Below are 23030 nucleotides of genomic sequence, written 5' to 3'. Positions count from 1 at the left end.
ACGCAGTTGAACCGGCCATTCAGCCTTATTTCACTGCACGTCCAGCAGCACTGCGATAAGCGGCTACGCCGCAACCGCGCCGCGCACCGACGCCACAATCTCTTCGGGGGTGGCATACTTGGCCACCGTGCCGTCGGCTCCCGACCTGGTGACGAGCTCTGCCACGTCACCGTCCCGCGAACCAACCATGATGAGAATGCGCGGCTGCGGCTCACCGAGCTGCCGGATACGTCGGGTCAGTTCAAAGCCGCTGCGTTCACCGAGTTTCACCGAGATGAGCACGAGCCTGGGGCGATGCTTAGCAACCAGTTCGACCGCGCCATCAACCGAATCGGCTTCGGCGACGTTGACACCATCCAGCGATTGCAGGATCAGCGAAAATCCCGCCCGCACCAAATGATGCTGGTCGGCAATGACCACGTCGATCCGCGCCATCTCGCCTCCATCCCTCTCCGTGCCTCGCACAACAGCTCCACGAGCTCGGCCTGTAGAAGAACGTAACGGCTAATGGTTACCGGCAATTGACGCGATACGTCACCGTCCGTTCATCCACACCGACCCGCCAGCAGCGCCGTTAGAATGGGCTGGCTATAAGGAGCCCACAGTGAAGAACGTCAGTACGCGCCTGCTCATGGCCTGCGCCGCCCTCGGTGTGGCCGGCGGGATGCTGTTCACCGCACATGCTTGGGTGGGGGCGCTCACCGTCAACACCATCCCGTTTCTCTACGGGCTCACCATGGGCATCTACTTTTTACCGGGAACACTCGCCCAGGCACTTTTCCGCCGCCCCGCGGTGGCGCTACTCACCACCGGTCTCGCGGGCCTGGTGGCAAGCCCCTTCCAGTTGATCGGCTTTCAGGCGCTGCTCATCAGCCTCGCCGTCGGCGCCGCACAAGAGCTGCCATTTTTGATCTCGGGCTATCGCTACTGGAAGCGCTGGGTGTTCTGGGTGGCCGGGCTCGCGTACGGCCTGCTGGTCACCGGCGCCGCTTTCGGGATTCTGCGCGGCGGTGACCTTTCGGCGCTCGGCGCCACCCTGGTGGTGATTTCGTTCTTCATCTCACCACCAATTTTCACCGCGGTCGCGCTGTGGCTCGCGGATGCGCTGGCAAAGGCCGGGGTGGCGCGCGGCCTGCGCCGCAGCGAAGCCCGGCCGGTGCAAACCGGGCCCAACGACACGACGGGCAAATAGGGGAAAGTTGCAGCACGCATCCACACCCCACACCGCGCCGCTGGCGCGCATCCATTCACTCGCCGTCACCCATCTCGACAGCCCCCGCACCGCGCCGCAGTGTGTCTCACTCGAAGTTGCGCGCGGCGATGTGGTGCTGGTGCTCGGCCCCTCCGGATGCGGTAAATCCACCCTCACCCTGGCGCTGAGCGGGCTCATTCCCAACAGCATCTCGGCCAAAGTCGAGGGCGAGGTGTGGCTCGGCAACGAGCGCATCAGCGAGCTGCCGGCACGCGAACCCGCCGCCCGGGTCGCGATGGTGTTTCAAGACCCAGATGCACAAATCGTCACCACCACGGTGATGGATGAGGTGGCGTTCGGTGCCGAAAACCTCGGAGTGCCCGCCGCAGAGATCGAGCGGCGAATCGAACACGCGCTGCGACGGGTGCGACTGTGGGAACGGCGTGACGAACACCCCGATGTGCTATCGGGCGGAGAAAAACAGCGCCTGGCAATCGCCGCCGCGATCGCGCAGGGCTCGCCGCTGCTCGTGCTCGATGAACCCACTGCCAACCTCGACCCGCGCAGTGCCAGCGAGGTGTACGACGTACTGGCCGAACTGGCCGCCTCTGGCGAGTTTGGTATCGCGCTGGTCGAACACAACCTCGACGAGGCGCTGCGCATCGTCAACCGGGTGCTCGTGCTCAATCAGCAGGGCCGCGAAGTGTGCACCGGCACCCCCGAAGAAGTGTTTGTCGACCACGCCGCGCTGCTCGATGAGCTCGGTGTTTGGCGGCCGCTAGCAAGTCTTGCCGCCGAACAGCTACAAAAGGCCGGCCTGCCGGTGGCGCAGCCGCTTTCGCTCACCGAGCTCGCAACCCAGCTTGAGCGCGCACTCTCGGATGTGAGTGCGCCCGAACCAGTTGAGCCGCCCACGCCAGAACCCGTCACTACCGCGCCGCTAATCACAGTGCGGCAGCTGCGCGTCACCCGCGGCGGTAGGCAGCTGCTGGGCCCGGTGAGTGTCGAGATACCGCGCGGTGCGTTCGTGGCGGTACTCGGCCCCAACGGTGCCGGTAAAACGACGCTGTTACAGGCAATTGCCGGAATCGAACCGCCACCGCCCGGCACCGTGTCGGTGGCCCAACACGATGTGCACCGGTTGCACGGCCCCCAGCTGCGAGAAACTCTCGGCTATGTGTTTCAAAACCCCGAGCACCAGTTCTTAGCCACCACCGTTGCCGATGAGCTGGCACTCGAGTTGCGCGCGCGAGGCATGACCGACGCCGAGCTGGCGCCGCTTGTTACCGAGTCGCTGCGTCGGTTTGGGCTCACCGAGTATGCCGACCAGCACCCGTTTTTGCTTTCGGGTGGTCAAAAACGCCGACTCTCGGTGGCAACCGCGCTGGTGTCGGGCGCGCAGTGCCTGATCCTTGACGAACCCACCTACGGGCAAGACCGCGACCGCGCCAGCGAACTGGTGTCGGTGCTGCAGCAGCTCAACGACAGCGGTACGACCGTGGTTATGGCCACCCATGATCTGCAACTTGCGGCCGAGTATGCCGATCACCTGATTGTGCTGGCAGCTGGCCGCATCGCCGCCGCCGGGCCGATTTCCGAGGTGCTGAAATCGCGCGTGCTCGAGGAGGTTGGGCTTGGTATGCCGCCGCTCGCGCGGGTGTTTGCGCAGGCGCCCGCGCCGCTGCGGGGAATGTATCGGATGCGGCAGCTGGTTGATCTTGCCGCGGAGCGTGAGTCGCAGTGAGCTTGCACCATCGCCACGCACCGATCGAGCGGCCCACTGTGCGCCAGGCCGAACAGTTTGGGTTGCCCTATCTGCATCGCCTGCATCCGCTGGCAAAACTCATCCCCACCACCCTGACGCTCGTGGCGCTGTTTTTCACGAACGATCTGTACATCCCGCTGCTGGTGGGCGCAATCACCATACTGCTGCTGGTAACCGGTGCCCAGCTGAGCGGCCGGATGTGGCTGGTGCTGCTGCTGGGGATCCCGGCGGTGACACTGGTGCTCGCGGTGACGATCGGCCTGTGGGTCGACCCGGCGCGAGTGGCTGATACGCCGCTGATCTTCGCGATCGGCACCTACGAGTTTCGATTCGGCGCGCTGGTGTCGGGGCTGATCACGTCGGCACGCCTGGCGGCGATTGTTGTGCTGGCACTGCTGAGCGGGCTCACTACCGCCGGCACCGACCTGATTCGGGCCTCGGTGCAGCAGCTGCGCATCCCATACCGGCTCGGATACGCGGCAGTCGCGGCTTTCGGGTTTGTGCCACGTTTTCGACGCGAGCTGCACACGATCCGCAAGGCACAGCGGGCGCGCGGTATCGGCACCGGCCCGGGATTAGGCGCACGGATACGTAGACAGCTGGCGACGCTGGTGCCGCTGATGGCGGCGGCGCTGCGGCATGCCGATCGGGTGGCGCTGGCGATGGATGCGCGCGGGTTCGGTTACCGCTCGTGGCGCACCGAGCGCCACCCGGTGCCGCTGCGCGCCCGCGATTGGTGGTTTGGTGCCGGGCTGCTCGGTGCCTATGCCGCGGCCTTCATTGCCGGAGCACTGCTCGCGAGCTGACCTTCGCGCACACTTTCCCACTAAATGGCACCGCAGCTGCTAAATGGCACCGTTATGCCGGTGCCATTTGTCGATTGCGGTGCCATTTCCCGAGATGGGCCGGGATGCGCAGGGCGGGGTAGGCACCCAAAAGCACGGGGCGGGGACGACACTTGGTTCGTCCCCGCCCGCAGAGCGTGTGTGCGGTCGGCTAGTTGTTGCCAGCCGGGCCCTCAGGTGTGTCACTATCGGCTGCGGCACCGGCAGCGCCACCGGCAATCGGGTCATCCCCGACCTCGTTCGCGGCATCGCCGCCACCGCGGCGGCGCAGTGCGAACAGCACGATACCGGCAACGACGAGCGCACCAGCAACCCAGAGCACCCAGGACATGTCCTGCGCCCCGGTGGCGGGAAGGCTCCCGGCAAATTCAGCGGCTGAGGCGACAGTTGCGGGCACGAGCAGCGCGCTCGCTGCTAGCGCGGCAGTCGCAAGAAAAACTGGTATACGGCGGGATGAACGCACAAAAACTCCTCGATAGATCCGGTGATGGTTAGCATCATCGGTAAGCCGACCAATCAGCAGGTTACATCAAGATGAATGGGGCGTGACCAAAAATTGTCACACCCCGTAGTATGTAGCGTGCTCGCCGTTGTTTTCGGCGTCCGCACTCGAGGTTCGTCACGACTGGAGGTGACGCAAAATGCTGCTGGTAGTGGGGCGGATCATCGCCGTGTTGTTCGCCGTTATCGCCGCACTCCAGTTCGTAACGGCGATCGTGATGGCGCAGTGGCAGTTCTGGATCACCGGCGCAGGGCTCCTGGTAACCGCTTGGGCATGGTGGCGCTTGGGCGGAGTTTGGCGGGAGGTGACACTCAGCCAGCCCCGTCAAGCACGCCGTTTGCTACACAGTAAAGCAACGACGCAGTGGGCGCTCATCGCTTTAGCGGGCATCGCCGCTGCCGTGATCGCGATGACAACGCTCGGCTGATCGCGACCGCACCGCTGCTACACAGGCGGCGCGCCGTCGACATTCTCACCAGCTGCACCGAACCGCCAACTACAGCGAACCGGCTGTGGATGCATCCGGTTCAAGTCCCGCGGCCGCGATGCGCTGCTCGTTACGCTCGGCACGCCGCACCGCGCGCCTAGCCAGCGGCCGCTCCACCGCCACATATAGCGCCGGCAGCACCAGCAGTGTCAGCAGTGTTGACGAGAGCAGACCGCCGATCACCACCACCGCCATTGGCTGCGAAATGAACCCGCCGTGGCCGGTGATCCCGAGCCCCATCGGGGTGAGCGCGAGGATGGTCGCCAGCGCCGTCATCACAATCGGCCGCACACGTCGTGACGCGCCGGCAAAAGTGGCGCCGTCTACATCCTTCCCCCTGCCGCGGTATTGATTAACCAGGTCCACCAGCACGATGGCGTTCGTGACCACGATGCCGATGAGCATCAGCACACCGATCAGCGAAGCCACGCCCAGCGGAATACCGGTGACCACCTGCAGCAAGATCGCCCCGGTAGCGGCAAACGGCACCGACACAAGCAGCAGCAGCGGCTGCAGCAGGCTGCCGAACGTGGCCACCATCACGATGTACACAATCAGCACAGCTCCGAGCAGCGCCAGGCCGAGCTGTTCGAAGGCGGTGCGCTGGTCGGCAGCCGAACCGGCAAGTTCGGCTGTGACCCCGTCGGGCAGGTCGGCATTCGCGAGCGCCCGCTCGATTTCGCCGCTGAGCGCACCGAGATTGTCGCTGCTGCTGGCCACCTCGAGTGTGGTGTAGGGGGTGCCGGATGCGGCGGTGACCGCCACCGGACCATCAACCACCTCGATATCGGCCAGTTCGTGCAGCGGAAGCGTGGTGAACCCAAGCTGCAGTTCGAGGTTGCGCAGTTCGTCAACCGAGGTCGGCGGCTCGGTGTCGCCAACGAGGTACATTCGCACCTGTGTGCCGTCCATCATCACCGAACCGATCGGCACCGGCTGCAGTGCCTGGGCGACCATACCGCCCACCGCGACCTCGTTCAGGCCGTACTGCATCGCGGCCGCTCGGTCGATATCCATGCGGATGAACGGGCGGGTTTCATCCAGCCCGCTGTGTACCGATTGCACGCTGTCGACCGATTCGATCGTGCTGGCGGCAGCCTTGACCGCTTCATCAAGCTGGTCGCGTTCGGGTGCCGAAACCCGCACCGAGAGCCCGTCGCTGAATCCGCCGGCTTCAACACCGACGGCCACTTCGCCGAGGTCGTCGCGGGCGTTAACGCGGTCGCGCAGCTCCTGCTCGATGGCGTCGGGGTTGGCGCCCGGTTCGGTGACAATGACCCAGCGGATATTGCCGGAGCTCATGCCGAGCATCGACGCGAGTTCGTCGTCACCATAGTTCAGCTGCACGGTCTTGATGCCGTCGACCTGGTTGATTTCATTCTCGAGCCGTTCGGCGTATTCGCCCATATTTGCCAGGGATGCGTTGGCGGGTGGTGTTTGCCGAATGCTGAAGCTCTCTTGCCCCGATGAGCCGAGGAAGTTGGTTTTCATCAGCGGCGCCGCGGCGAAGGTGCCAACGAGCACCAGCGCGGCCACGATGAGCACCACCGCCGGGCGGTGAATGGCGAAGCGCAGCACCGGCGCATAGGCGCGCTGCAGCCAGTTGGTGGGTTCGTCGTCGGGGTCGTTCTCGCCGCGCACATCATCGTTTTCGGCCGCGTGTTTAGCGGTTTTTTGCGGTTGTGCCGCGGCGCGCAATCGACCGCCCGCGAGGAACCAATAGGCCAACACTGGCACGATCGTAAGCGAAACGATCAGGGATGCGAGCATCGCGATGGTGCTGGTGAGCGCGAAGGGCCGGAAAAGTTCACCGGTGACATCGGCAACAAACACGATCGGCAGATAGACGGCCACGGTGGCGATAGTGGATGCGGTGATGGCGGTGGCCACCTCGCCCACTGCCCCGCCAACCACGCGCGCGCGTTCGGCCGGGCGCAGGGTGGCGGTTGGATGCAGCTGCAGGTGTCGGCGGATGTTTTCGACCACCACGATCGAGTCGTCGACCACGCGGCCGATGGCGATGGTGAGCGCGCCGAGGGTGAGGATGTTGAGCGAGTAGTCGGCGAATCGCATCGCGATGAAAGTCACCAGCAGCGATGTGGGAATTGAGATCGCGGTGACCAGTGTCGCGCGCACCGACAGCAGGAACACAAAAATCACGAGCACCGCGAACGCGAGTCCGAGTAGGCCCTCGGTGACAAGCGTGTCGATTGATTGGGTGATGAACGGGGCCTGGTCGGTAACGATCTCGAGTTTCGACCCGTCGGGTACGAGCTCGTTGAGTTCGGGAAGCAGCTCGGCGACCGCATTCGATACCTCGACCGTGTTGGCGGCGGGACGTTTGGTGACTGAGATCGTCAGGGCGTCTTCGCCGTTAACTCGCGAGACGGTGGTCTTGGGTGAGGGTTCGAGCTCGACATCGGCAACATCGGCGAGGGTGATGAGCCTCGCGGGGTCGAGCCGGTCGGGTTTGAGGGCGATTTTGCCGAGGTCGGTGGCGTCGTTGATCAGGTTTCCGGCCTGCACCGTGAGCGTGTTGTCGCCCTCGGTGAGTTGCCCGGCGGGGATGAGCACCCCGGCGTTTTCGAGTGCGTCGGTGATGTCGGCGATCGCCACCGCGTTGGCGGTCATATCGCTGTCGCGTGGCGTGATCGAGATGCGGTCGGGTTGGTCGCCGGTGATGACGACGCCCCGCACACCGTCGAGTTCGCGAAGTTTTGGCACGACGTAGTTGTGCAGGTGTTCGGCGAGTTCGGCTTCGTCGCCGCCGGTGGCGCCGAGCTGCACGACCGGCAGATCGTCGAAGCTGCCCGAGAGCACCGTTGGGTCGACATCGTCGGGCAGATCGGAGCGGATGCGGTTGACCGCCTGCTGGATGCGCTGTTCGGCGTAGACGAGGTCGGTGCCGTAGCTGAATTTGGCGGTGACGACCGAGCGGCCCGAGCTCGACTCGGTGGTGGTGCTTTCAAGCCCCTGCAGCCCCTGCAGGGCGGTCTCGATCTTGGCGGAAATATCGGCGTCGACGATCTCGGGCGAGGCGCCCTGGTAGGTGGTCATGACGCTCACCTGCGGCAGCGAGATTGAGGGGATGAGCTCCTGTTTGAGCGAGTTGAGGGTGACCACCCCAAAAAACGCGATCGCGAGGGTGATGAGCGCGATGAGAGCTCGGTTGGCAAGAGAGAGTTTTGCTAGACGACGCACTCGCTCAGTGTTGCATGAGCGGTGCCTGCGTGACCAGGGCGGGAATCATCCTCGCGGTGGATTTGGGCGGCAGCGGGCAAGGTGGCTCGCGGTTTGTCACCGGATACGGTGCGAGATAACCATCACCAGCCACGAGAATATTTCGCGATATATCTTGTGTTTTGCAGCGCATCCCGCTACTTTCAAAGACGAGATATATCGCAACCGCGACTCGCCCACCCATAGCCGGCATCCCAAACAGAAAGTTGGACTCGACATGGAACAGTGGCTCATCAGCTCCCCAACCACCATCGACCTCGAAGTGGTTCGCCACGTTCGCGCGAACCTCATGCAGGGATCAATCGACATCATCGCCCACGACGAACCCACCTGCCGCGTCGAAGTATCGGCAGTAGAGGGCGCCGACCTGCGCGTCGCACTCGAAGGCGATGTGCTGCTCATCAACCACCCACAGCTGCGCTGGAACGAACTCGGCAGCTCAGCCCGCGCCATCCTCGACAACCCCAAAGTGCGCGTGAGCGTGCTCGTACCCACCCAGGTTGAGGTCAACGTCAAAGCCACCAGCGCCAATGTGCTAACGGTCGGCGTGCACGGCAATGTGGCCATCACCACGCTCGGCGGCGAACACTTCTGCGACAACACCGCCGGCAAACTCACCCTCACCTCGGCAACCGGCGAGCTATCGGTGCGCGGACACAGCGGCGCGGTCGACACCCGCACCGCCTCGGGTGATGTCACCGTCACCGGACCGATCACCGAGTTCAACGGCAACACCATCTCGGGCTCCACCGTGGTGGATGTGTCGGGTTCGATTCCCAGCCGCATCAGCAACATCAGCGTCTCGGGCGCCACCACCGTGCGCCTTCCCGCCGACGTTACGCCCGTTGCTGAGGTGACCGCCGTCACCGGCCGCGCCCAGCTCGGCAGCACCGTGCTCGAACCACTGCGTGGTCGCACCGAGCGAGTCGGCGATGCCGAAACTGCCACCACGAAGCTGCGCCTGTCAACCGCCACCGGACGCCTGGTGGTGCTGCGCGAAGGCGGCAATTGGCCGGATGCATCCGGTGCCGACAGCGCCCACGGCGTGGCTGATTCCGAAAGCACGAACACTGAAGCCGACAACACCGCCGCGGCATACCGAATCACCGATCCGGTGAATGTCGATCTCGACTCGGCACCGAAACTCACCCGCATCCACAACACTGAACCCGAAGCAGCACCATCGGCAGCAGCTGGCGAGGCCAAGGCGAGCGACACCGACGACCAGTCGCGCGCATCCGGCCACCAACCGTTTGAACCCGGCCAGACGCAGACCGCAGGAGGTAACGAATGACTCCCCCGAAATTCCGACACGGCCAGCTTCGCCTAGTGCTGCTCACGCTCATCGCCCGCCGGCCGCAGCACGGCTACGAGCTCATTCAAGAGCTCAGCGACCTGTTCAACGGCAGCTACGCGCCGAGCGCCGGCACCATCTACCCGCGCCTGGCCAAACTCGAAAGCGAGGGCCTGGTCACCAAGCACAACGATGGCCGCAAAACGGTGTATGCAATCACCCCCGACGGGCAGTCAGAAGTGGATGAACGCGCCGACGAGTTTGCACAGATCATCGCCGAATCGGCCGAGTCGATTGCACCCCAAGCCGATTCGGCACGCGATGGGCTGATGCAGGCGCGGCTGGCGCTGCGCAGCGAACTCGACTGGTTGGCAAGCGAATTGCGCTCGGACGCGACTGCCGCCACCGAAAGCACTAGCGGTGCCGGTGACGCTGGCGGTGACGGTGACGCTGGCGGTGCCGGTGACGCTGGCGGTGACGGTGACGCTGGCGGTGACGGCAACACCACCGCGCACACCGCGGCCAACACCGGCCCGCAACCAACCCCAGACGATCTCGTGCGGCAGGTAGATCAGATCCTGCAGCAGTTCCGTCAGGATGTGCGCCAGGATGCACGGCTCGCGGCTCGTTCAGGATCGCTCATCAGCGAGGCGGTCACCGACCTCGGCCACAGCCTCGGCAAACACGCCCGCCGATTCGCCGAACAGGTGGGCATCCACCGTCGCTAACGGCCACGCTGCAAGGCGCCGACTTCAACACCCAACGCGCCCGCATCCCCATCCACGCATCACCAGCAAGTGACCCTGTTACCGCCAAATGACCCTGCTATAGCAGGGTCACTCCGCAATAACAGGGTCACTTGGCGGTGAGCGACGGTATGTTGAACACGTGCATCCCAACAACCCCGACGCCGCCAACGAGCGGGCCGCAGCCCGCGAAATCACCCCGCTGCCGCAGCTATTACGCAACGCCGGCCTCGTATTCGCCGGCGGCACCGTGGGAGCGCTACTGCGTCAGCTGTTGATCACGCTCGAAACATCCACCGAATCGAGCCTGCTGATCACCTTCACCATCAACATCGTCGGAGCATTCACACTCGCCTTCGTAACCGCCCAAGCGGTACCCACCCGCTGGCAACTCGCCCTCGGCACCGGTCTATGCGGAGGATTCACCACCTACGCCACAATCGCCGTCGCTGCAGCCACCGACCTCACCGCCCAAAGCGTCACCGCCCTCACAGCCGCCCTCGCCACTGTCGTGATCGGGCTCGGCGCCACCGCACTCGGCTGGCGATTCGGCAACACCCGAAGAAGAAGCGAGCACACCCGATGATCGCCATCCTCCTGCTATTTGCAGCCTGCGGCGGCCTCGGTGCCGCACTGCGCTACATTCTCGACACGCTCCTCCAAGAGCGCGCCAGAATGCATCCGGCGCTATCGATCGTGCTCATCAACGCGCTCGGCTCGTTCCTGCTCGGATACTTCGGTGCCGACATTTTTGAACCATCATCAATCGCCAGCCTGCTGATCGTCTTCGGCTGTGGTGGCTTCACGACCTTCTCAACCGCGAGCCTCGACACCTACAAACTGCTGCGGCAGCGCGCCTTCGCTCTCGCTGCCGCCCACGGGTTCGGCCAGCTCGCGCTCTGCGTGGCGCTTGCATCCGCCGGCTTCCTCATCGCCCAGCGCGCCTAACCAGCCCCGGCACACAAACGCTCAGAACTAGTCAGACACCCGCTCGATAGCCGACTCTGCCAACGCCACCGCCCGATCAAGCGACTCGGTCGCGCTCAGCCCCGGCCCGTAGGTCAAAAAACCCACCCGCGGGTCGCGACGCGACCAGCCCGCGCGCACCTTCACCGAACCACCCACATCCCGCAGACCCAACGGCCGCAGATGCCCCGTAGCCTCACGACCACCAGTGGCCCACACCACCGCATCGATCGGCTCGCGCGAACCATCAGCCAGCACCACCGCATCCGACTCAAACCGAACAAGCGGCCCGCGCGAGGCCAGCACTCCGCGCAACTGCGCCGCATACACGGCACGAGTCAGCGGCACCGCACGCACCGACGCATCACTCGGCAACCAGTTACCGCGCTCCACCATCCGCTCAAGCCGCTGTCGCCGCCGCAAACCCAAATCGCCCACCCTCACGCGCCGCCGGCGCAACCCCAGCTGCGGAGGATCTTCAAACTGCGGACCACGCAACGTCGACCACACCGTCTGCGCGCCCAGCCGTTCAAGTTCAAGCAGACTCGCAACCGCGCTGCGGCCGGCACCAACCACCAGCACGCGACGACCAGCCAGCTCGTCTAACGACGACACCCGATACATATGCAGCTGTGCGCCCGCAAAATCATCAACACCCGGATACCAGGGCATAAAAGGCCGCGACCAACTACCGGTAGCGTTCACCACCACACCCGCCTCGATCACCCGGCGCTCGCCGCCGGGCATCGCAACCGTGATGCGCAACTCTGGGTTGCGGCGATGCTCGTCCACCCGCAACGCCCGCACACCGTGGGCAACAAACAGGCCATACGCATCCTCGTATTTCGTCCACACCTCAGGGATCACATCGCACGCACGCGCGTCAGCATCGAACCCCTCAAATGCCAAACCGAGCTCGCGCTGCCCCGGAAGGTCAGCAATCTCACCGGCCCGCAGCGAACCGTCAACCGTGGCCCACTCCCAGCCGTGCTGCCAGGTGGCGCCCGCGGCCCGGTGATCATCAATGATCAGGTAGTCGCGCATCGCCTCCAGCCCCAGCGCGCTCAGAGAATATCCGAGCGCAAGGCCGGATGCACCAGCCCCAATGACCGCAACATCAACCGACCGATACAGTTCTGTCAAAATCTGCCTCCTGCCGGGTCATACTGCTAGGAATCGCGCCGAGAGCCTTACAGTGTGTAGCCAATCTTACGGCGTGGTAAACTTCTCGGGCATTAGCATCTGTCGTTCATTCGGCCGGTTGACCCATTTCTCGACCGGCCCATGCTTGTTAGGGGGGTTACGCGCTATGGGGCGTGGCCGTCAGAAGGCGAAGCACACCAAGGTCGCCCGGGAACTCAAATACAACATTCCCGAGACCGACTATGAGCAGCTTGAGCGTGAGCTCGCGGGTCAGCGAGCCAACAAAGAAGACGACGAGCTGTCGAAGTGGTCAGAGTACCTCGACGACGAAGAAGACGACACCGACGACTACGACAGCTACAACGAACGTCGTTTCGCTTAACTAGGTCATGTTGCAACCGCCGGGGCTCACAATGAGCCTGCTGCTCGCCGCAATCATCGTGGTGGGAAACGCGCTCACGCTGATCGCCGTGCGTGGTTCGGCAACCGGGCGCTTCGGCCCCTACTCGGGGTTGATTGGCGTGCGTACCGCCGCGGCGCGTTCTTCGGATGCCGCCTGGCAGGCGGCACACCGCGCCGCGTGGCCGTGGGCACTCGGATGCAATGGCGTCGCGCTGGTTGCCGCGGCGCTCGGTGGCGCGCTGGGCAACACTGTTATGCCCTTCTTGGCGTGCATGGGGATAAGCGTGGCCGCCATGCTCGTCGGCGCGATCGCGCAGCTTATCGTGGGGCACCGCGCGGCGCAGCGCGAGCTCGGCGAGCGCTAGCGCTGCGCGCCTCGCGCGCACGCCTTGCCGCATTTGTGTGCCTCCGCGTCATTTGTATGTGGTGCACCACATACAAATGACTCGAACCCACACACAAGGCGGAACCGAGTGAGTCCGGGTGAGCGCGGGTGGCGAGGCGAGGCCGAGTGGGCGCGGTTGGGAGTCGCGCGGCGCGAGCGCGACGCCCAACCGCTAGCGAACCGGGCTCGGCCAGCGCTGCAGACGCTGCATCGTTGCACTCATCACCCATCCCGGGGTGAGGCGAACGAGTGCATTGCGGAACCCGACCGCGAATGGATGCTCAGCCTGAGCCATCGCTCCGGCCGCCCGTGAACGCCGCATCACCACGCTCGTGCGACGCTTTCGCAACTGTACGTATCTGGCCAAGATCGTGTCAAGCTCCCCTGCATCCGCATCGCGAAGCAAATAGGTGAGCGTTGCCGCATCCTCGATGCCCTGCCCGGCACCCTGGCCGAGGTTCGGGGTCATGGCATGGGCAGCATCCCCGATCAGCACAGTGCGGCCGCAAACAAAGGTAGTCAGCGGCCCCGCAAGATCGTAAATATCGTGACGCATCACCGCATCCTCGGCAGTGGCCGCGATGCACTCACGAACCGGGGCGTGCCAAGTCGCAAATTGCTGCTGAACAAACTCATACTCATTCGACGCCCGCTGCCCCTCGGGCAAATTGCGTGTGGCATACCAATAGACGCGGCCATCTAGCAGCGGAACCATGCCAAAAACCTGACCCCGAGCCCAAATCTCGCCCGGCTGCAGATCAAAGCTCACCGGCCGCTGGGTCACACCGCGCCAAGCCGTGTATCCGGCATAGCGCAGGCCGGTATCGAGACCGACAAGCCTACGGTTCTGGCTGCGAATACCGTCGGCTGCAACTACAAGGTCGAACTGTTCATCGCGATCGTTGGCTGTCACTTGCGGCGTGCCGTCAGCCGCGACGAGCGCGGCAGAACCGGTGCGCACCGTGCCTGGCCGAAGATGCACCAATAGTTCATGGTGCAACGCCGCGCGATGCACACTGCGCATCGTCGCCGCCGCGGTTACGGGCACCGATAGCAACCAGGATGCAGTCGCCTCGCCTTGCGAGCGACGCAAGACGGCGATTGAGCCGCCGGTGATGCCATCCCGCGCGATGTTACGAACCGCATCACCCAGTCCCACCAGGTCAAGCGCCTCGAAGGCGTTATTGAAGAGCGTGAGCCCAGCACCTGCCGGATTCGGTTCATCCCGGCGCTCAAACACCGTGACCTCGTGGCCGTCGGCCTGCATCCCGGCTGCAGCGACCAGCCCGGCAATCCCGGCGCCGATTACAGCGATACGCATCGCCACCCCTTTCACACGCATGTATCTATCTCCGCAAGCACATTCGCGCGCGCTTCACACGCACTCACACGCATTTGTATGTCTCCGCGTCAATTGTGTGTGTTCTGCCACATACAAATGACGCGAACCCACACACGAAGCGCGGGTAAGAGCGCGCGGGACACCGAGCGCGTGGCGCGGCGAACTAGTTGGCGTAACTGCCGACGAGGCGCACCGCGCCGCCGTCGACACCCTTGGCGCCCTGAATAAACCCGTCAAACGAGCGCTCGGCGAACGAAACCTCACCGGCGATCCAACCGTCAAGTCCCTCGTCCCGGCAGGCCGCAAGCACCGCATCCGCCTGCGACACCGAGACGACCGCGAACATCCCAACCCCAAGGTTCCAGGTGCCCTCGACCGACTCGAGCGATGCATCCGCAAGATCACAAAGCACGCGGAACACCGGCAGCGGCGACCAGCGTGACCGATCGAGCTCCACCCACGAGCCCTGCGGCAGCACGCGCGCGAGATTCGCAGCGATGCCACCACCGGTCACGTGCGAAAGCGCGTGAATAGCACCGTCAAGCTCGGGGCGCGCCAGCACCCGCACCAGCTCGCCGGTGTAGAGGCGGGTCGGTTCAAGCAGTGCCTCACCCCAGCTGGTGCCGAAGTCGGCGGCGTGATCGCGATAGTCGATGCCGCGGTCGGCGATGATGCGGCGGATGAGCGAGTATCCGTTCGAATGCGGGCCGGATGCGCCGAGAGCGAGCACCACGTCGCCGTCGCTGACGCGCTCGGCACCGATCACGCGATCGGCCTCAACCACACCCGTTGCGGCGCCGGCAACATCGTAGTCGTCGGCGCCGAGGAGACCCGGATGTTCTGCGGTTTCGCCGCCGGTGAGCGCGGTGCCGGTGGCGGCGCAGGCCTTGGCGATTCCCTCAACGATCGCGGCGATGCGTTCGGGAACCACACGCCCGCACGCGATGTAGTCGGTCATGAATAGCGGCCGGGCACCAACCACGATGATGTCATCGACGACCATGCCGACGAGGTCTTGCCCGATAGTGTCGTGCTTGTCGATCGCCTGCGCGATCGCCACCTTGGTGCCCACCCCGTCGGTGGATGTGGCCAGTAGCGGGCGACGCATCCCAGTGAGCGCTGACGCGTCGAACATGCCGGCAAATCCGCCGACGCCGCCAAGCACTTCTGGCCCGTGGGTAGCCTTCACCGCCGCTTTCATCAGCTCAACTGCACGGTCGCCCGCGGCAGTGTCAACACCGGCCGATGCGTAGAGGTCGTCGCTCATGTTCTCTAGCCTAGGCGGTTTGCGCGGCGGTCGGCGGCTGCTGCCGGCGCGCATGCCCTGCCTAGCCTGCCTGCATCCCTGCCCCGCCGCATCCCTGCCCGGCCGCATCCCTGCCCGGCCGCATCTCCGCTGCCTGCATCCCTGCCCCGCCACCCCCTGCTGCTGCAGATTTTTGTTTCCTGGCCTCAGATTTTTGTTTCCTGTTTTTTGTTTTTTGACTGCAAAATCGGGCTTTGAAACGTTTCACCTCAGAGAAACCCCCGATTCTGCAGCCAGGAAACAAAATTCCGCAGGGCGCCTGCAGCCAGGAAACAAATTTCGCAACGGGGATGCAGCCAGGAAACAAAAATCGGCAGGGGATCTGTAGGCACGGGGCAGGCCCAGGCAGAGACAACAGAACAGGACCCGGCCAGGCAGGCACAGCAGAACAGGGCCCGGCCGGTGGGGCTGGGCTTGCACTGATGCGGCTGCAATAATGCAGGTTGGTTTGGGTCGGTACCTGGAGTGGATGCGAGCGTGAAGTTCTCGAATCGTGAAAAGTGGCTGGTCGGCGCGATTGTGGCGGTGGCACTCATCGCCGTGTTCGCGATTTTTGCTCGCCCCGCTGGGCCCGGCAGCGAAGTCGCGCAAGAACGCGCCATCAACAACCAGCAGCCCACAGTCGCCCAAACCGCACCGCAAGACCAGGCAACAGGCCAAGATCCGGCCGACCAGCAAGTGCAACAATCCGACCTGTCTGCAGGCCTCGCCCGCCGCGATGCCGACGACTACACGGCAATCGGCGACGTGGATGCACCGCTGGTGATGATCGAATACAGCGACTACCGCTGCCCCTACTGCGCGCTCTACGCCACCGAAACCCAACCCGAACTCATCAAAAAATACGTCGACACCGGCAAACTGCGCATCGAATGGCGCGACACCCCCATCTTCGGCGAGCAGTCGCTCGACGCCGCGGTAGCCGCCCGCGCCGCCGGCGAACAGGGCATGTTCCTCGAATACAACCGCGCCATCTTCAACGAATCGACCGGCAGCGGTCACACCGAGCTACCCCGCGAGCGCCTCGTCGAAATCGCCAAAGAGGTCGGCATCCCCAACCTCGAAAAATTCGCAGCCGACCTCGACTCACCACAGCTGCTGCAGCTCGTGCAGGCCGACTACGAAGAAGCCGTGATGATCGGCGTGAACTCAACTCCAACGTTCCTGCTCAATAGCGGGGCGCTGCGCGGCGCCTATCCGCTTGAAACTTTCGAGCAGGTCATCGATGAAGAGCTCGCACGGCTGGGTGTGGAGTAGCACTGGATGATCGACATCGGTTTCGCAGGCGCGCTAGTTGGCGGTGTGCTGTCGCTGCTGAGCCCGTGTTCGGTGATGCTGCTGCCCGCGTTTTTCGCAACCACCTTCGCCGATCCGCGCACGCTGCTGGCGCGTGCGGGCCTGTTTACGCTGGGCTTGCTCACCTCGCTCGTGCCGCTGGGATTGTTCGCGGGGGCGGTTGGCGGCCTGCTGCTGCAGCATCGCGGTAGACTGATCGCGGTCGCAGTGTTCATTTTGTTGGCGCTCGGGCTCGTGCAGGTGCTCGGCATCCAGCTGCCCGGGTTCAGCCGCGGCGGCACCGATTCGACCTCGGGCGCGGCGATGTTTCTGCTCGGCGCGGTGTACGCGGTTGCGGGCGTGTGTGCGGGCCCGATTCTCGGGTCGGTGCTGACCGTCGCCGCCACCGGTGGGTCGGCAATCTATGGCGGGATGCTGCTGGCAATTTACGCGCTCGGGATGGCGTTGCCGCTGATTGTGCTTTCGCTGTTGTGGCGGCCGCTCGGCCCGCGGCTGCGCCGCTGGCTGCGCCCGCGTGAGCTGCGCATCGGTAAGTGGCGCAACGACTGGGCGTCGATCATTTCGGGCTTGATCGCGATCGGTTTCGGCGTCTTATTGTGGTGGTCGAACGGCACCGCGAACCTGCCCGCCTTCCTGCCGATCGGCACACAGCAGCAGATCGAGGTTGGTGCGCTGGATGCGACCGCGGGTGTTTCGGATCTTGTGGTCGTGTTGGTTGCGGCGGCAGTGGCGTTTGGTGCGGTGCTTATTGCATCCCGAACCCGGCGGGCTGAAGCGGTTGCTGAAGAGTCGACGGATGCGTAACACCAGCCGGCCATCAGCAGACCGGGCTACCGCTAGCTGGTTAGACCCGCGAGGTCGCTTTCGGTTGCGAGCCGGATTTCGGTGACCTGCGCCCGCACGTCGCGCGTCCATCCGGGAAGCGTGACTTCGTGGGGTGTGCGCAGCCGCAGCGCGTGGGTGCATTCGCCCCGCATCGGAAGTCGAAGCACACCGCCGCGCACCTCGTTACTGGTAACCGACGTGTCGAGCTGTTTTGCTACGGCGCTGATATTCCTGAGCGGGATGCGCGCAATCTCGCGCGTGCCCGACCGCAACACGAGTTCATCCCGCGTGACATAGTGCGGAAATTGGCGCGGTACGAGCATTTGCCCGAGCACGAAGATGATCGCGTACGCCTCAAACAGGTGGATGATCAGGCGCAGCTGTAACCACGGCACCACCAGTTCAATAACGGCGGCTTCGATCGCGACGACCACAATCATGGCGGCGAGAAACACATCCACCCCGCGGCGAGGATGCACGGGCGTCGCGGCTGCGGGGACGATCGGTTGTCGCCGCAATATTGTGCCCGCGAGGGCGCGCAGGCCGGTGAATTCGAGCAAAAAGAAGCGACGCACACTGCCCGGGATGACTCGCCTGACCACCAGCTGCCATGACTGTCGCACGGTGCGTCCGCCCTCGCGGGTGCGCACAAAGTAGATGCTGATACCGGCGGCGGTGAGCCAAGCCACATCGAAGACGAAGGCTTCTACGATGAGCGCGCGCGGGCCGAGGTCGGTGGTCGCGAGCAGTGTGAGCGTCACCGCACTGAGCACGCCAGCGAGCAGCAGCGCGGCACGAACCACGCCGGTGGCCCGGTCGATAGTGCGCAGATTGCTCATGATGTCATGATGCCGGATGCGACAGGTAGTCGCCAATTAGCGGCGCCGCCAGCCGCTCGAGTTCAGCATCCGTGAGGCCAGCGCGACGCATGACATCCCAGGCATCAAACCCGTCGAGCTGTTCGAGCACGGCCGATTCGACCGTGAACCCGAGCTCGGCGAGCCGCTCGGCAATGTGCGGGCCGTGATCGGGAAACCCCATGCGCGCGAAAAACGGCGCCAGTTCGGATGCGGTGAGCGCGTAATCTGCGGCGATCGCCTCGGGTTCGACACCGGCGAGCGACAGCAGCACCGCGGTGATGAGCCCGGTGCGATCGCGGCCGATGGCGCAGTGATACACGACCCCGCCGGGCGCGGTCGCCATTGTGCGCAGCACAGCAACCACCCGATCGGGTGTTTCTTCGAGCACCGGGCGGAAAAAGCGCGGGGTCCCGGCACGGTGTTCGGCGCGCATCCGATGCCAGAACTTGCTCGCCCGGATGTCGTCAAGCGGCACCCGCACCCCGAACATCCCCTCGGGCAGCTCAGCTTCGGGGCTCGGTGGCACCCGACCGGCGTTAGCGCGCTCATCATCCGGGGATCGCGGCTCGAGGCGAGTTTCGAAGTCGTTGCGCAGATCGAGCACCGTGCGAAATCCCTCGTCGTAGGCCGCGCCGAGGCCCGATTCGGTGGCGTAACGCAGATCGGCTGAGCGCACGTAGGCGCCGAACCGGGTGGTGCCACCATCGCGCAGCGGCAGCCCGCCAAGGTCGCGTGCGTTGTAAAAACCTTCCCAATTTCGGATGCGTTGCTGGTGCGCCATGCCGACATTGTCCGGGATGCAGTTAGCCGTGGCCTGGGTGCGCGGCGCGGCGATGCGTGCATCCGCGCGCGGCAAAGGTGACAGAATGGTGAACGGCGTTTCGCTGAATCTCTGAATCTCTGACTTCGAGGGAGCACCCCCTACCGTGTGTGGCATCGTCGGTCACGTTTCGACCAGCCCCGTCAACCAGCAAATCTACGACTCGCTACTGCTGCTGCAGCACCGTGGGCAAGACTCGACCGGGATCACCACCCTCGAGGGCAACACCCTGCACAGTGTGAAATCGAAGGGGCAGGTGCGTGAGGCATACCGCACCCGCGATATGCGTTCGCTGCTGGGCGACATGGGGCTGGGCCATGTGCGCTACGCCACCAGCGGCTCGGCCTCGCGCGAGGATGAAGTGCAACCGTTCTACGTGAACGCCCCCTACGGTGTGGTGCTGGTGCACAACGGCAATCTGACGAACACTCGCGAGCTCAGCGACGAACTGTTTCGCATCGACCGCCGCCACCTCAATAGCGACTCCGACACCGAGCTGCTGCTGAATGTGCTCGCCAATGAACTGCAGCGCACGATGAGCTCGGTGCACGCCGACCTCACCCCCGACGACGTGTTTGATGCGGTCGCGGGGGTGCACCGCCGCGTTGAAGGTTCGTATGCCGTGATCTCGCTGATCGCCGGGCGCGGGATGCTCGCCTTCCGCGACCCGTTCGGCATCCGCCCACTGGTGCTAGGCCACCGGCTCGACGATAACGGCCGCGACGAGTGGGTGGTTGCATCCGAGTCGCTCGTGATTGATGCCGGCGGCTACGAGCTGGTGCGCGAGGTGCGGCCCGGTGAGGCCGTGTGGATCACCACCGCCGGCAAGCTCTACAGCCGCGAATATGACGGCCCCACCCAGTTGGCGCCGTGCTCGTTTGAATATGTGTATTTGGCGCGCCCCGACTCGACGATGAACGGTATTTCGGTGTACAACTCGCGGTTGCGGATGGGTGAAAAGCTCGCCCGCAAGGTAGAGCGCGAGATTCGGCTTGACGATATCGACGTGGTCATGCCGATTCCCGATTCGGCGCGCCCTTCGGCGATGGAGCTCGCGCGGGTGCTCGGCCTCGACTATCGCGAGGGTTTCTACAAGAACCGCTATATCGGCCGCACGTTCATCATGCCCGGCCAGAAGGTGCGCAAGAAGTCGGTGCGCCAAAAACTGAACGCGATGCCGGTCGAGTTCGAGGGCAAGAATGTGCTGCTGGTTGACGACTCGATCGTGCGCGGCACCACATCGAAAGAGATTGTTGAGATGGCGCGCGCTGCCGGCGCGAAAAAAGTGTATTTTGCTTCGGCTGCGCCGCCGGTTCGTTACCCGCACGTGTACGGCATCAATATGCCCACCCGCGGTGAGCTGGTGGCGTCGGCCCGCACGGTTGAAGAGGTGCGTTCGGTGATCGGGGCGGATGCGCTGGTTTACCAGGATGTGGACGATCTGTTCGCGGCGATCACCGAGGGCACCGATATTCAGCAGCTCGATATGTCGTGCTTCACCGGCGACTACGTCACCGGCACGGTGACCCCGGAGTATCTCGCCTGGCTCGAGAACTCGCGCAAGTCGTAGCGCGGGCGCGCGCGGCGCGCTGGATGCGCTGGGCACGGGGCGCCCCGGCACTCCGGGCGCCCCGGCATCTGTGTGGCTTAGCGTCATTTGTATGTGGCAGAACACACACAGATGACGCTAAGCCACACAAATCCCGCTGATACGCGGCCCCAGAGGCCTGCATCCCGACGACACGGACACACAGCACACGGCAGCGGTGCCAGAACCCGCAACACCGCGAACAACTGGCACCGCCACACACTTCTGGCACCCGCATACCGGTGCCATTTGTCAGCCACGGTGCCAGAACCGCGGAGGCAGCGAGTTAGCGCACCGCTTCGATGAAGTTTTGGATGCGAATCGACTGCGTTTGTGTCAGCAGCTCTTCCGGCGAGCGCTTTTCAACCACGGTGCCCTCATCAAAGAACGCGAGCGAGTCTCCCACCTCACGCGCGAATCCGATTTCGTGGGTGACCACGACCATCGTCATCCCGGCAGCGGCGAGCTCCTTCATCGTGCCGAGCACCTCATCCACCAGCTCGGGGTCGAGGGCACTCGTGGGCTCGTCAAACAGCATCAACTCAGGATCGAGCGCCAGCGCCCGGGCAATCGCCACGCGCTGCTGCTGACCACCAGAAAGCTGATGCGGCATCTTCTCGGCGTGCGAGCCAAGCCCAACGCGCTCGAGTTCCTGCATCGCCCGCTCACGGGCCGCCGACTTGCTCATCTTTTTCACGTGGATCAGGCTCATGGCCACGTTCTCCAACGCATCCACGTGGTTGTAGAGGTTGAAGCGCTGGAAAACCATGCCGATCCGTGAACGGAAATCGGCAAATTCCCGGTCGCTCCACTCTCGGGCCCGCCCATTTTCGAGCGTGTAGCCCACCTCTTGGCCATCGACAGTGATGCTGCCCTCATCAATGAATTCGAGTCCATTGATGGCGCGCAGGAAGGTTGATTTACCCGAACCCGAGGGGCCGATGATCACGCTCACCTCGCCGCGGTGCACATCAAAGTCGATGCCGCGCAGCACTTCCACCTCGCCAAAGCTCTTGCGCACACCCCGTGCGCGCACCAGAACCTCATTTGCAGTCATGGTTATTGTCCTCTCGAGGTTATTTCACGTTCCGAGCCGGCATCTTGATGGGGCCGGTCACCAGGTCGATGAGGCGCCCCTGGGTGCCGTTGCCGCGCGCAATCCGCACGCGATCCTTGCCGAAGCGCCGCTCGAGACGCGACTGCAGGTAGGTGGCGATGGCGGTCATCAGCATGTACCAGAGGCTGGCCACGATCAGCAGCTCAATAATCATGTTGTTCTGCTTGTAGATCTTGCTTGCCTCCGACATGAGGTCGTTGCCGGCCACCACGATGATGAGCGAGGTGGTCTTGAGCATCGAGATGAACTCGTTCGCCGTCGGCGGGATCACGATGCGCAGGGCTTGCGGCAACACGACCAGGCGCATCGCTTGACCACGGGTCATTCCGCCAACGAGTGCGGCTTCGGTCTGCCCCTTGTCGACGGCGAGGATACCGGCGCGCACGGTTTCGGCGAAGTAGGCCGCCAGGTTCAGCCCCAGGCCCAGCACCGCTGCGGTTGCTCCCGAGATGACGTCGTTGGTGTCCCAGCGGTAGCCGATCAGGGTCCACGGAATTTGGATGGTGATATACGGCAGCAGGAACGCCAGGTTGAACCAGAAGATCAGCTGCACCAGCACCGGGGTGCCGCGGAAAAACCAGATGTATGCCTCGGCGATCCACTTCAGCACCGGATTGTGCGAGAGCTTCATCACGGCAATGACCACGCCGAGCACCAGGCCGAGTGCGGTAGCCGTGATGCTGATCCAGATCGTGACGCCAATACCGCGCAGGATGCGACCGTCGAAGAGGTACTGGCCCACCGCATCCCAGTGGATACGTTCGTTAAAGAGAATGATCGAAGCAACCCAAATCACCACCAGGATGGCAACAATTGCGGTTACCCAGCGCCAAGGATGCGCGCGGCGTTCGATCGCGAATTCGGAGCCGTCATCAGTAGTGAACGGCGCTGTGCGTCGATTCGGCATGA

The 23030-nt window shown here is 64.2% G+C and carries 23 protein-coding genes; 13 read left to right on the top strand and 10 right to left on the bottom strand.

Features of this window, described 5'->3' with window-relative positions:
* Window positions 1-63: 63 nt before the first annotated feature.
* Window positions 64-435, bottom strand: a complete 372-nt coding sequence (locus RQ865_RS02320) for a response regulator transcription factor (protein WP_311477177.1) — start codon at window positions 433-435, stop codon at window positions 64-66.
* Between the two features lie 169 nt (window positions 436-604).
* Here RQ865_RS02320 and RQ865_RS02315 point away from each other — a divergent pair, with 169 nt between their 5' ends.
* The 3 genes from RQ865_RS02315 to RQ865_RS02305 are packed head-to-tail and all read left to right on the top strand — an operon-like array spanning window position 605 to window position 3763.
* Window positions 605-1192 carry an ECF transporter S component gene (locus tag RQ865_RS02315; protein ID WP_311477175.1) on the top strand — a complete coding sequence of 196 codons (588 nt, stop codon included), beginning with the start codon at window positions 605-607 and terminating at the stop codon, window positions 1190-1192.
* A gap of 7 nt (window positions 1193-1199) precedes the next feature.
* Window positions 1200-2936 carry an ABC transporter ATP-binding protein gene (locus tag RQ865_RS02310; protein WP_311477173.1) on the top strand — a complete coding sequence of 579 codons (1737 nt, stop codon included), beginning with the start codon at window positions 1200-1202 and terminating at the stop codon, window positions 2934-2936.
* Complete coding sequence (locus tag RQ865_RS02305) at window positions 2933-3763, top strand: energy-coupling factor transporter transmembrane component T (protein ID WP_311477171.1); 831 nt, start codon at window positions 2933-2935, stop codon at window positions 3761-3763. Before RQ865_RS02310 ends, RQ865_RS02305 begins: the two co-directional genes overlap by 4 nt.
* Before the next feature lie 190 nt (window positions 3764-3953).
* Here the strand turns inward: RQ865_RS02305 and RQ865_RS02300 are convergent, their stop codons facing one another.
* Entirely contained in the window at window positions 3954-4265 is a 312-nt protein-coding gene (locus tag RQ865_RS02300; RefSeq protein WP_311477169.1) for an LPXTG cell wall anchor domain-containing protein, read from the bottom strand.
* A gap of 178 nt (window positions 4266-4443) precedes the next feature.
* On the opposite strand from RQ865_RS02300, the gene RQ865_RS02295 reads away from it, so the two are divergent.
* Window positions 4444-4731 (top strand): hypothetical protein, encoded by a 288-nt coding sequence (locus RQ865_RS02295; RefSeq protein ID WP_311477167.1) that lies wholly within the window; start codon window positions 4444-4446, stop codon window positions 4729-4731.
* 69 nt (window positions 4732-4800) lie between these two features.
* Here RQ865_RS02295 and RQ865_RS02290 read toward each other — a convergent pair whose 3' ends face one another.
* Window positions 4801-7992, bottom strand: a complete 3192-nt coding sequence (locus RQ865_RS02290; protein ID WP_311477165.1) for an efflux RND transporter permease subunit — start codon at window positions 7990-7992, stop codon at window positions 4801-4803.
* 256 nt (window positions 7993-8248) lie between these two features.
* Here RQ865_RS02290 and RQ865_RS02285 point away from each other — a divergent pair, with 256 nt between their 5' ends.
* The 4 genes from RQ865_RS02285 to RQ865_RS02270 all read left to right on the top strand — a co-directional run bounded on the left by RQ865_RS02285 (window position 8249) and on the right by RQ865_RS02270 (window position 11019).
* A complete protein-coding gene (locus RQ865_RS02285; RefSeq protein ID WP_311477163.1) occupies window positions 8249-9325 on the top strand; it encodes a hypothetical protein in 1077 nt (358 codons plus the stop codon).
* Window positions 9322-10053, top strand: coding sequence for a PadR family transcriptional regulator (locus RQ865_RS02280; RefSeq protein ID WP_311477161.1), 732 nt, complete (start codon window positions 9322-9324; stop codon window positions 10051-10053). The genes RQ865_RS02285 and RQ865_RS02280 overlap by 4 nt, the downstream gene beginning before the upstream one ends.
* A gap of 160 nt (window positions 10054-10213) precedes the next feature.
* Window positions 10214-10657 (top strand): CrcB family protein, encoded by a 444-nt coding sequence (locus RQ865_RS02275; protein ID WP_311477159.1) that lies wholly within the window; start codon window positions 10214-10216, stop codon window positions 10655-10657.
* A complete protein-coding gene (locus RQ865_RS02270) occupies window positions 10654-11019 on the top strand; it encodes a CrcB family protein (protein ID WP_311477153.1) in 366 nt (121 codons plus the stop codon). The genes RQ865_RS02275 and RQ865_RS02270 overlap by 4 nt, the downstream gene beginning before the upstream one ends.
* A 27-nt stretch (window positions 11020-11046) precedes the next feature.
* Here RQ865_RS02270 and RQ865_RS02265 read toward each other — a convergent pair whose 3' ends face one another.
* Window positions 11047-12180 (bottom strand): NAD(P)-binding domain-containing protein, encoded by a 1134-nt coding sequence (locus RQ865_RS02265; protein ID WP_311477151.1) that lies wholly within the window; start codon window positions 12178-12180, stop codon window positions 11047-11049.
* Between the two features lie 166 nt (window positions 12181-12346).
* Here RQ865_RS02265 and RQ865_RS02260 point away from each other — a divergent pair, with 166 nt between their 5' ends.
* Entirely contained in the window at window positions 12347-12562 is a 216-nt protein-coding gene (locus RQ865_RS02260; RefSeq protein ID WP_311477149.1) for a DUF3073 domain-containing protein, read from the top strand.
* A 7-nt stretch (window positions 12563-12569) separates the two neighbouring features.
* Entirely contained in the window at window positions 12570-12947 is a 378-nt protein-coding gene (locus RQ865_RS02255) for an SdpI family protein (RefSeq protein ID WP_311477147.1), read from the top strand.
* Window positions 12948-13139: 192 nt separating this feature from the next.
* Here RQ865_RS02255 and RQ865_RS02250 read toward each other — a convergent pair whose 3' ends face one another.
* Both RQ865_RS02250 and purM read right to left on the bottom strand, forming a co-directional pair.
* Complete coding sequence (locus RQ865_RS02250; protein ID WP_311477145.1) at window positions 13140-14288, bottom strand: FAD-dependent monooxygenase; 1149 nt, start codon at window positions 14286-14288, stop codon at window positions 13140-13142.
* A gap of 184 nt (window positions 14289-14472) precedes the next feature.
* Window positions 14473-15576 (bottom strand): phosphoribosylformylglycinamidine cyclo-ligase, encoded by a 1104-nt coding sequence (gene purM / locus RQ865_RS02245; RefSeq protein WP_311477143.1) that lies wholly within the window; start codon window positions 15574-15576, stop codon window positions 14473-14475.
* Window positions 15577-16092: 516 nt separating this feature from the next.
* On the opposite strand from purM, the gene RQ865_RS02240 reads away from it, so the two are divergent.
* A complete protein-coding gene (locus tag RQ865_RS02240; RefSeq protein WP_311477141.1) occupies window positions 16093-16872 on the top strand; it encodes a DsbA family protein in 780 nt (259 codons plus the stop codon).
* Between the two features lie 6 nt (window positions 16873-16878).
* Window positions 16879-17715 carry a cytochrome c biogenesis CcdA family protein gene (locus RQ865_RS02235; RefSeq protein ID WP_311477139.1) on the top strand — a complete coding sequence of 279 codons (837 nt, stop codon included), beginning with the start codon at window positions 16879-16881 and terminating at the stop codon, window positions 17713-17715.
* Between the two features lie 32 nt (window positions 17716-17747).
* Here RQ865_RS02235 and RQ865_RS02230 read toward each other — a convergent pair whose 3' ends face one another.
* Together RQ865_RS02230 and RQ865_RS02225 are read right to left on the bottom strand one after the other, a co-directional pair.
* A complete protein-coding gene (locus tag RQ865_RS02230) occupies window positions 17748-18575 on the bottom strand; it encodes a hypothetical protein (protein ID WP_311477138.1) in 828 nt (275 codons plus the stop codon).
* Window positions 18576-18579: 4 nt separating this feature from the next.
* Window positions 18580-19377 (bottom strand): tyrosine-protein phosphatase, encoded by a 798-nt coding sequence (locus RQ865_RS02225; protein ID WP_311477136.1) that lies wholly within the window; start codon window positions 19375-19377, stop codon window positions 18580-18582.
* Between the two features lie 145 nt (window positions 19378-19522).
* Between RQ865_RS02225 and purF the strand changes: the two genes are divergently transcribed.
* Window positions 19523-20986, top strand: a complete 1464-nt coding sequence (gene purF / locus RQ865_RS02220; protein WP_311477134.1) for an amidophosphoribosyltransferase — start codon at window positions 19523-19525, stop codon at window positions 20984-20986.
* A gap of 304 nt (window positions 20987-21290) precedes the next feature.
* On the opposite strand, the gene RQ865_RS02215 is transcribed toward purF, so the two are convergent.
* Window positions 21291-22061, bottom strand: a complete 771-nt coding sequence (locus RQ865_RS02215) for an amino acid ABC transporter ATP-binding protein (protein WP_311477132.1) — start codon at window positions 22059-22061, stop codon at window positions 21291-21293.
* Between the two features lie 19 nt (window positions 22062-22080).
* Window positions 22081-23028 (bottom strand): amino acid ABC transporter permease, encoded by a 948-nt coding sequence (locus RQ865_RS02210; RefSeq protein WP_311477130.1) that lies wholly within the window; start codon window positions 23026-23028, stop codon window positions 22081-22083.
* Window positions 23029-23030: the final 2 nt, after the last annotated feature.

Source organism: uncultured Gulosibacter sp. (genome assembly GCF_963509965.1).
Taxonomy (GTDB): domain Bacteria; phylum Actinomycetota; class Actinomycetes; order Actinomycetales; family Microbacteriaceae; genus Gulosibacter.
This window is presented reverse-complemented; position numbering and strand designations above follow the sequence as displayed.

What these genes read in the sequence shown, in the direction of transcription:
- RQ865_RS02320 (WP_311477177.1), bottom strand. Translation starts at nt 435, where the DNA reads ATGGCGCGGATCGACGTGGTCATTGCCGACCAGCATCATTTGGTGCGG.
- RQ865_RS02295 (WP_311477167.1), top strand. Translation starts at nt 4,444, where the DNA reads ATGCTGCTGGTAGTGGGGCGGATCATCGCCGTGTTGTTCGCCGTTATC.
- RQ865_RS02285 (WP_311477163.1), top strand. Translation starts at nt 8,249, where the DNA reads ATGGAACAGTGGCTCATCAGCTCCCCAACCACCATCGACCTCGAAGTG.
- RQ865_RS02280 (WP_311477161.1), top strand. Translation starts at nt 9,322, where the DNA reads ATGACTCCCCCGAAATTCCGACACGGCCAGCTTCGCCTAGTGCTGCTC.
- RQ865_RS02270 (WP_311477153.1), top strand. Translation starts at nt 10,654, where the DNA reads ATGATCGCCATCCTCCTGCTATTTGCAGCCTGCGGCGGCCTCGGTGCC.
- RQ865_RS02260 (WP_311477149.1), top strand. Translation starts at nt 12,347, where the DNA reads ATGGGGCGTGGCCGTCAGAAGGCGAAGCACACCAAGGTCGCCCGGGAA.
- RQ865_RS02255 (WP_311477147.1), top strand. Translation starts at nt 12,570, where the DNA reads ATGTTGCAACCGCCGGGGCTCACAATGAGCCTGCTGCTCGCCGCAATC.
- RQ865_RS02250 (WP_311477145.1), bottom strand. Translation starts at nt 14,288, where the DNA reads ATGCGTATCGCTGTAATCGGCGCCGGGATTGCCGGGCTGGTCGCTGCA.
- purM (WP_311477143.1), bottom strand. Translation starts at nt 15,576, where the DNA reads ATGAGCGACGACCTCTACGCATCGGCCGGTGTTGACACTGCCGCGGGC.
- RQ865_RS02235 (WP_311477139.1), top strand. Translation starts at nt 16,879, where the DNA reads ATGATCGACATCGGTTTCGCAGGCGCGCTAGTTGGCGGTGTGCTGTCG.
- RQ865_RS02230 (WP_311477138.1), bottom strand. Translation starts at nt 18,575, where the DNA reads ATGAGCAATCTGCGCACTATCGACCGGGCCACCGGCGTGGTTCGTGCC.
- RQ865_RS02225 (WP_311477136.1), bottom strand. Translation starts at nt 19,377, where the DNA reads ATGGCGCACCAGCAACGCATCCGAAATTGGGAAGGTTTTTACAACGCA.
- RQ865_RS02215 (WP_311477132.1), bottom strand. Translation starts at nt 22,061, where the DNA reads ATGACTGCAAATGAGGTTCTGGTGCGCGCACGGGGTGTGCGCAAGAGC.
- RQ865_RS02210 (WP_311477130.1), bottom strand. Translation starts at nt 23,028, where the DNA reads ATGCCGAATCGACGCACAGCGCCGTTCACTACTGATGACGGCTCCGAA.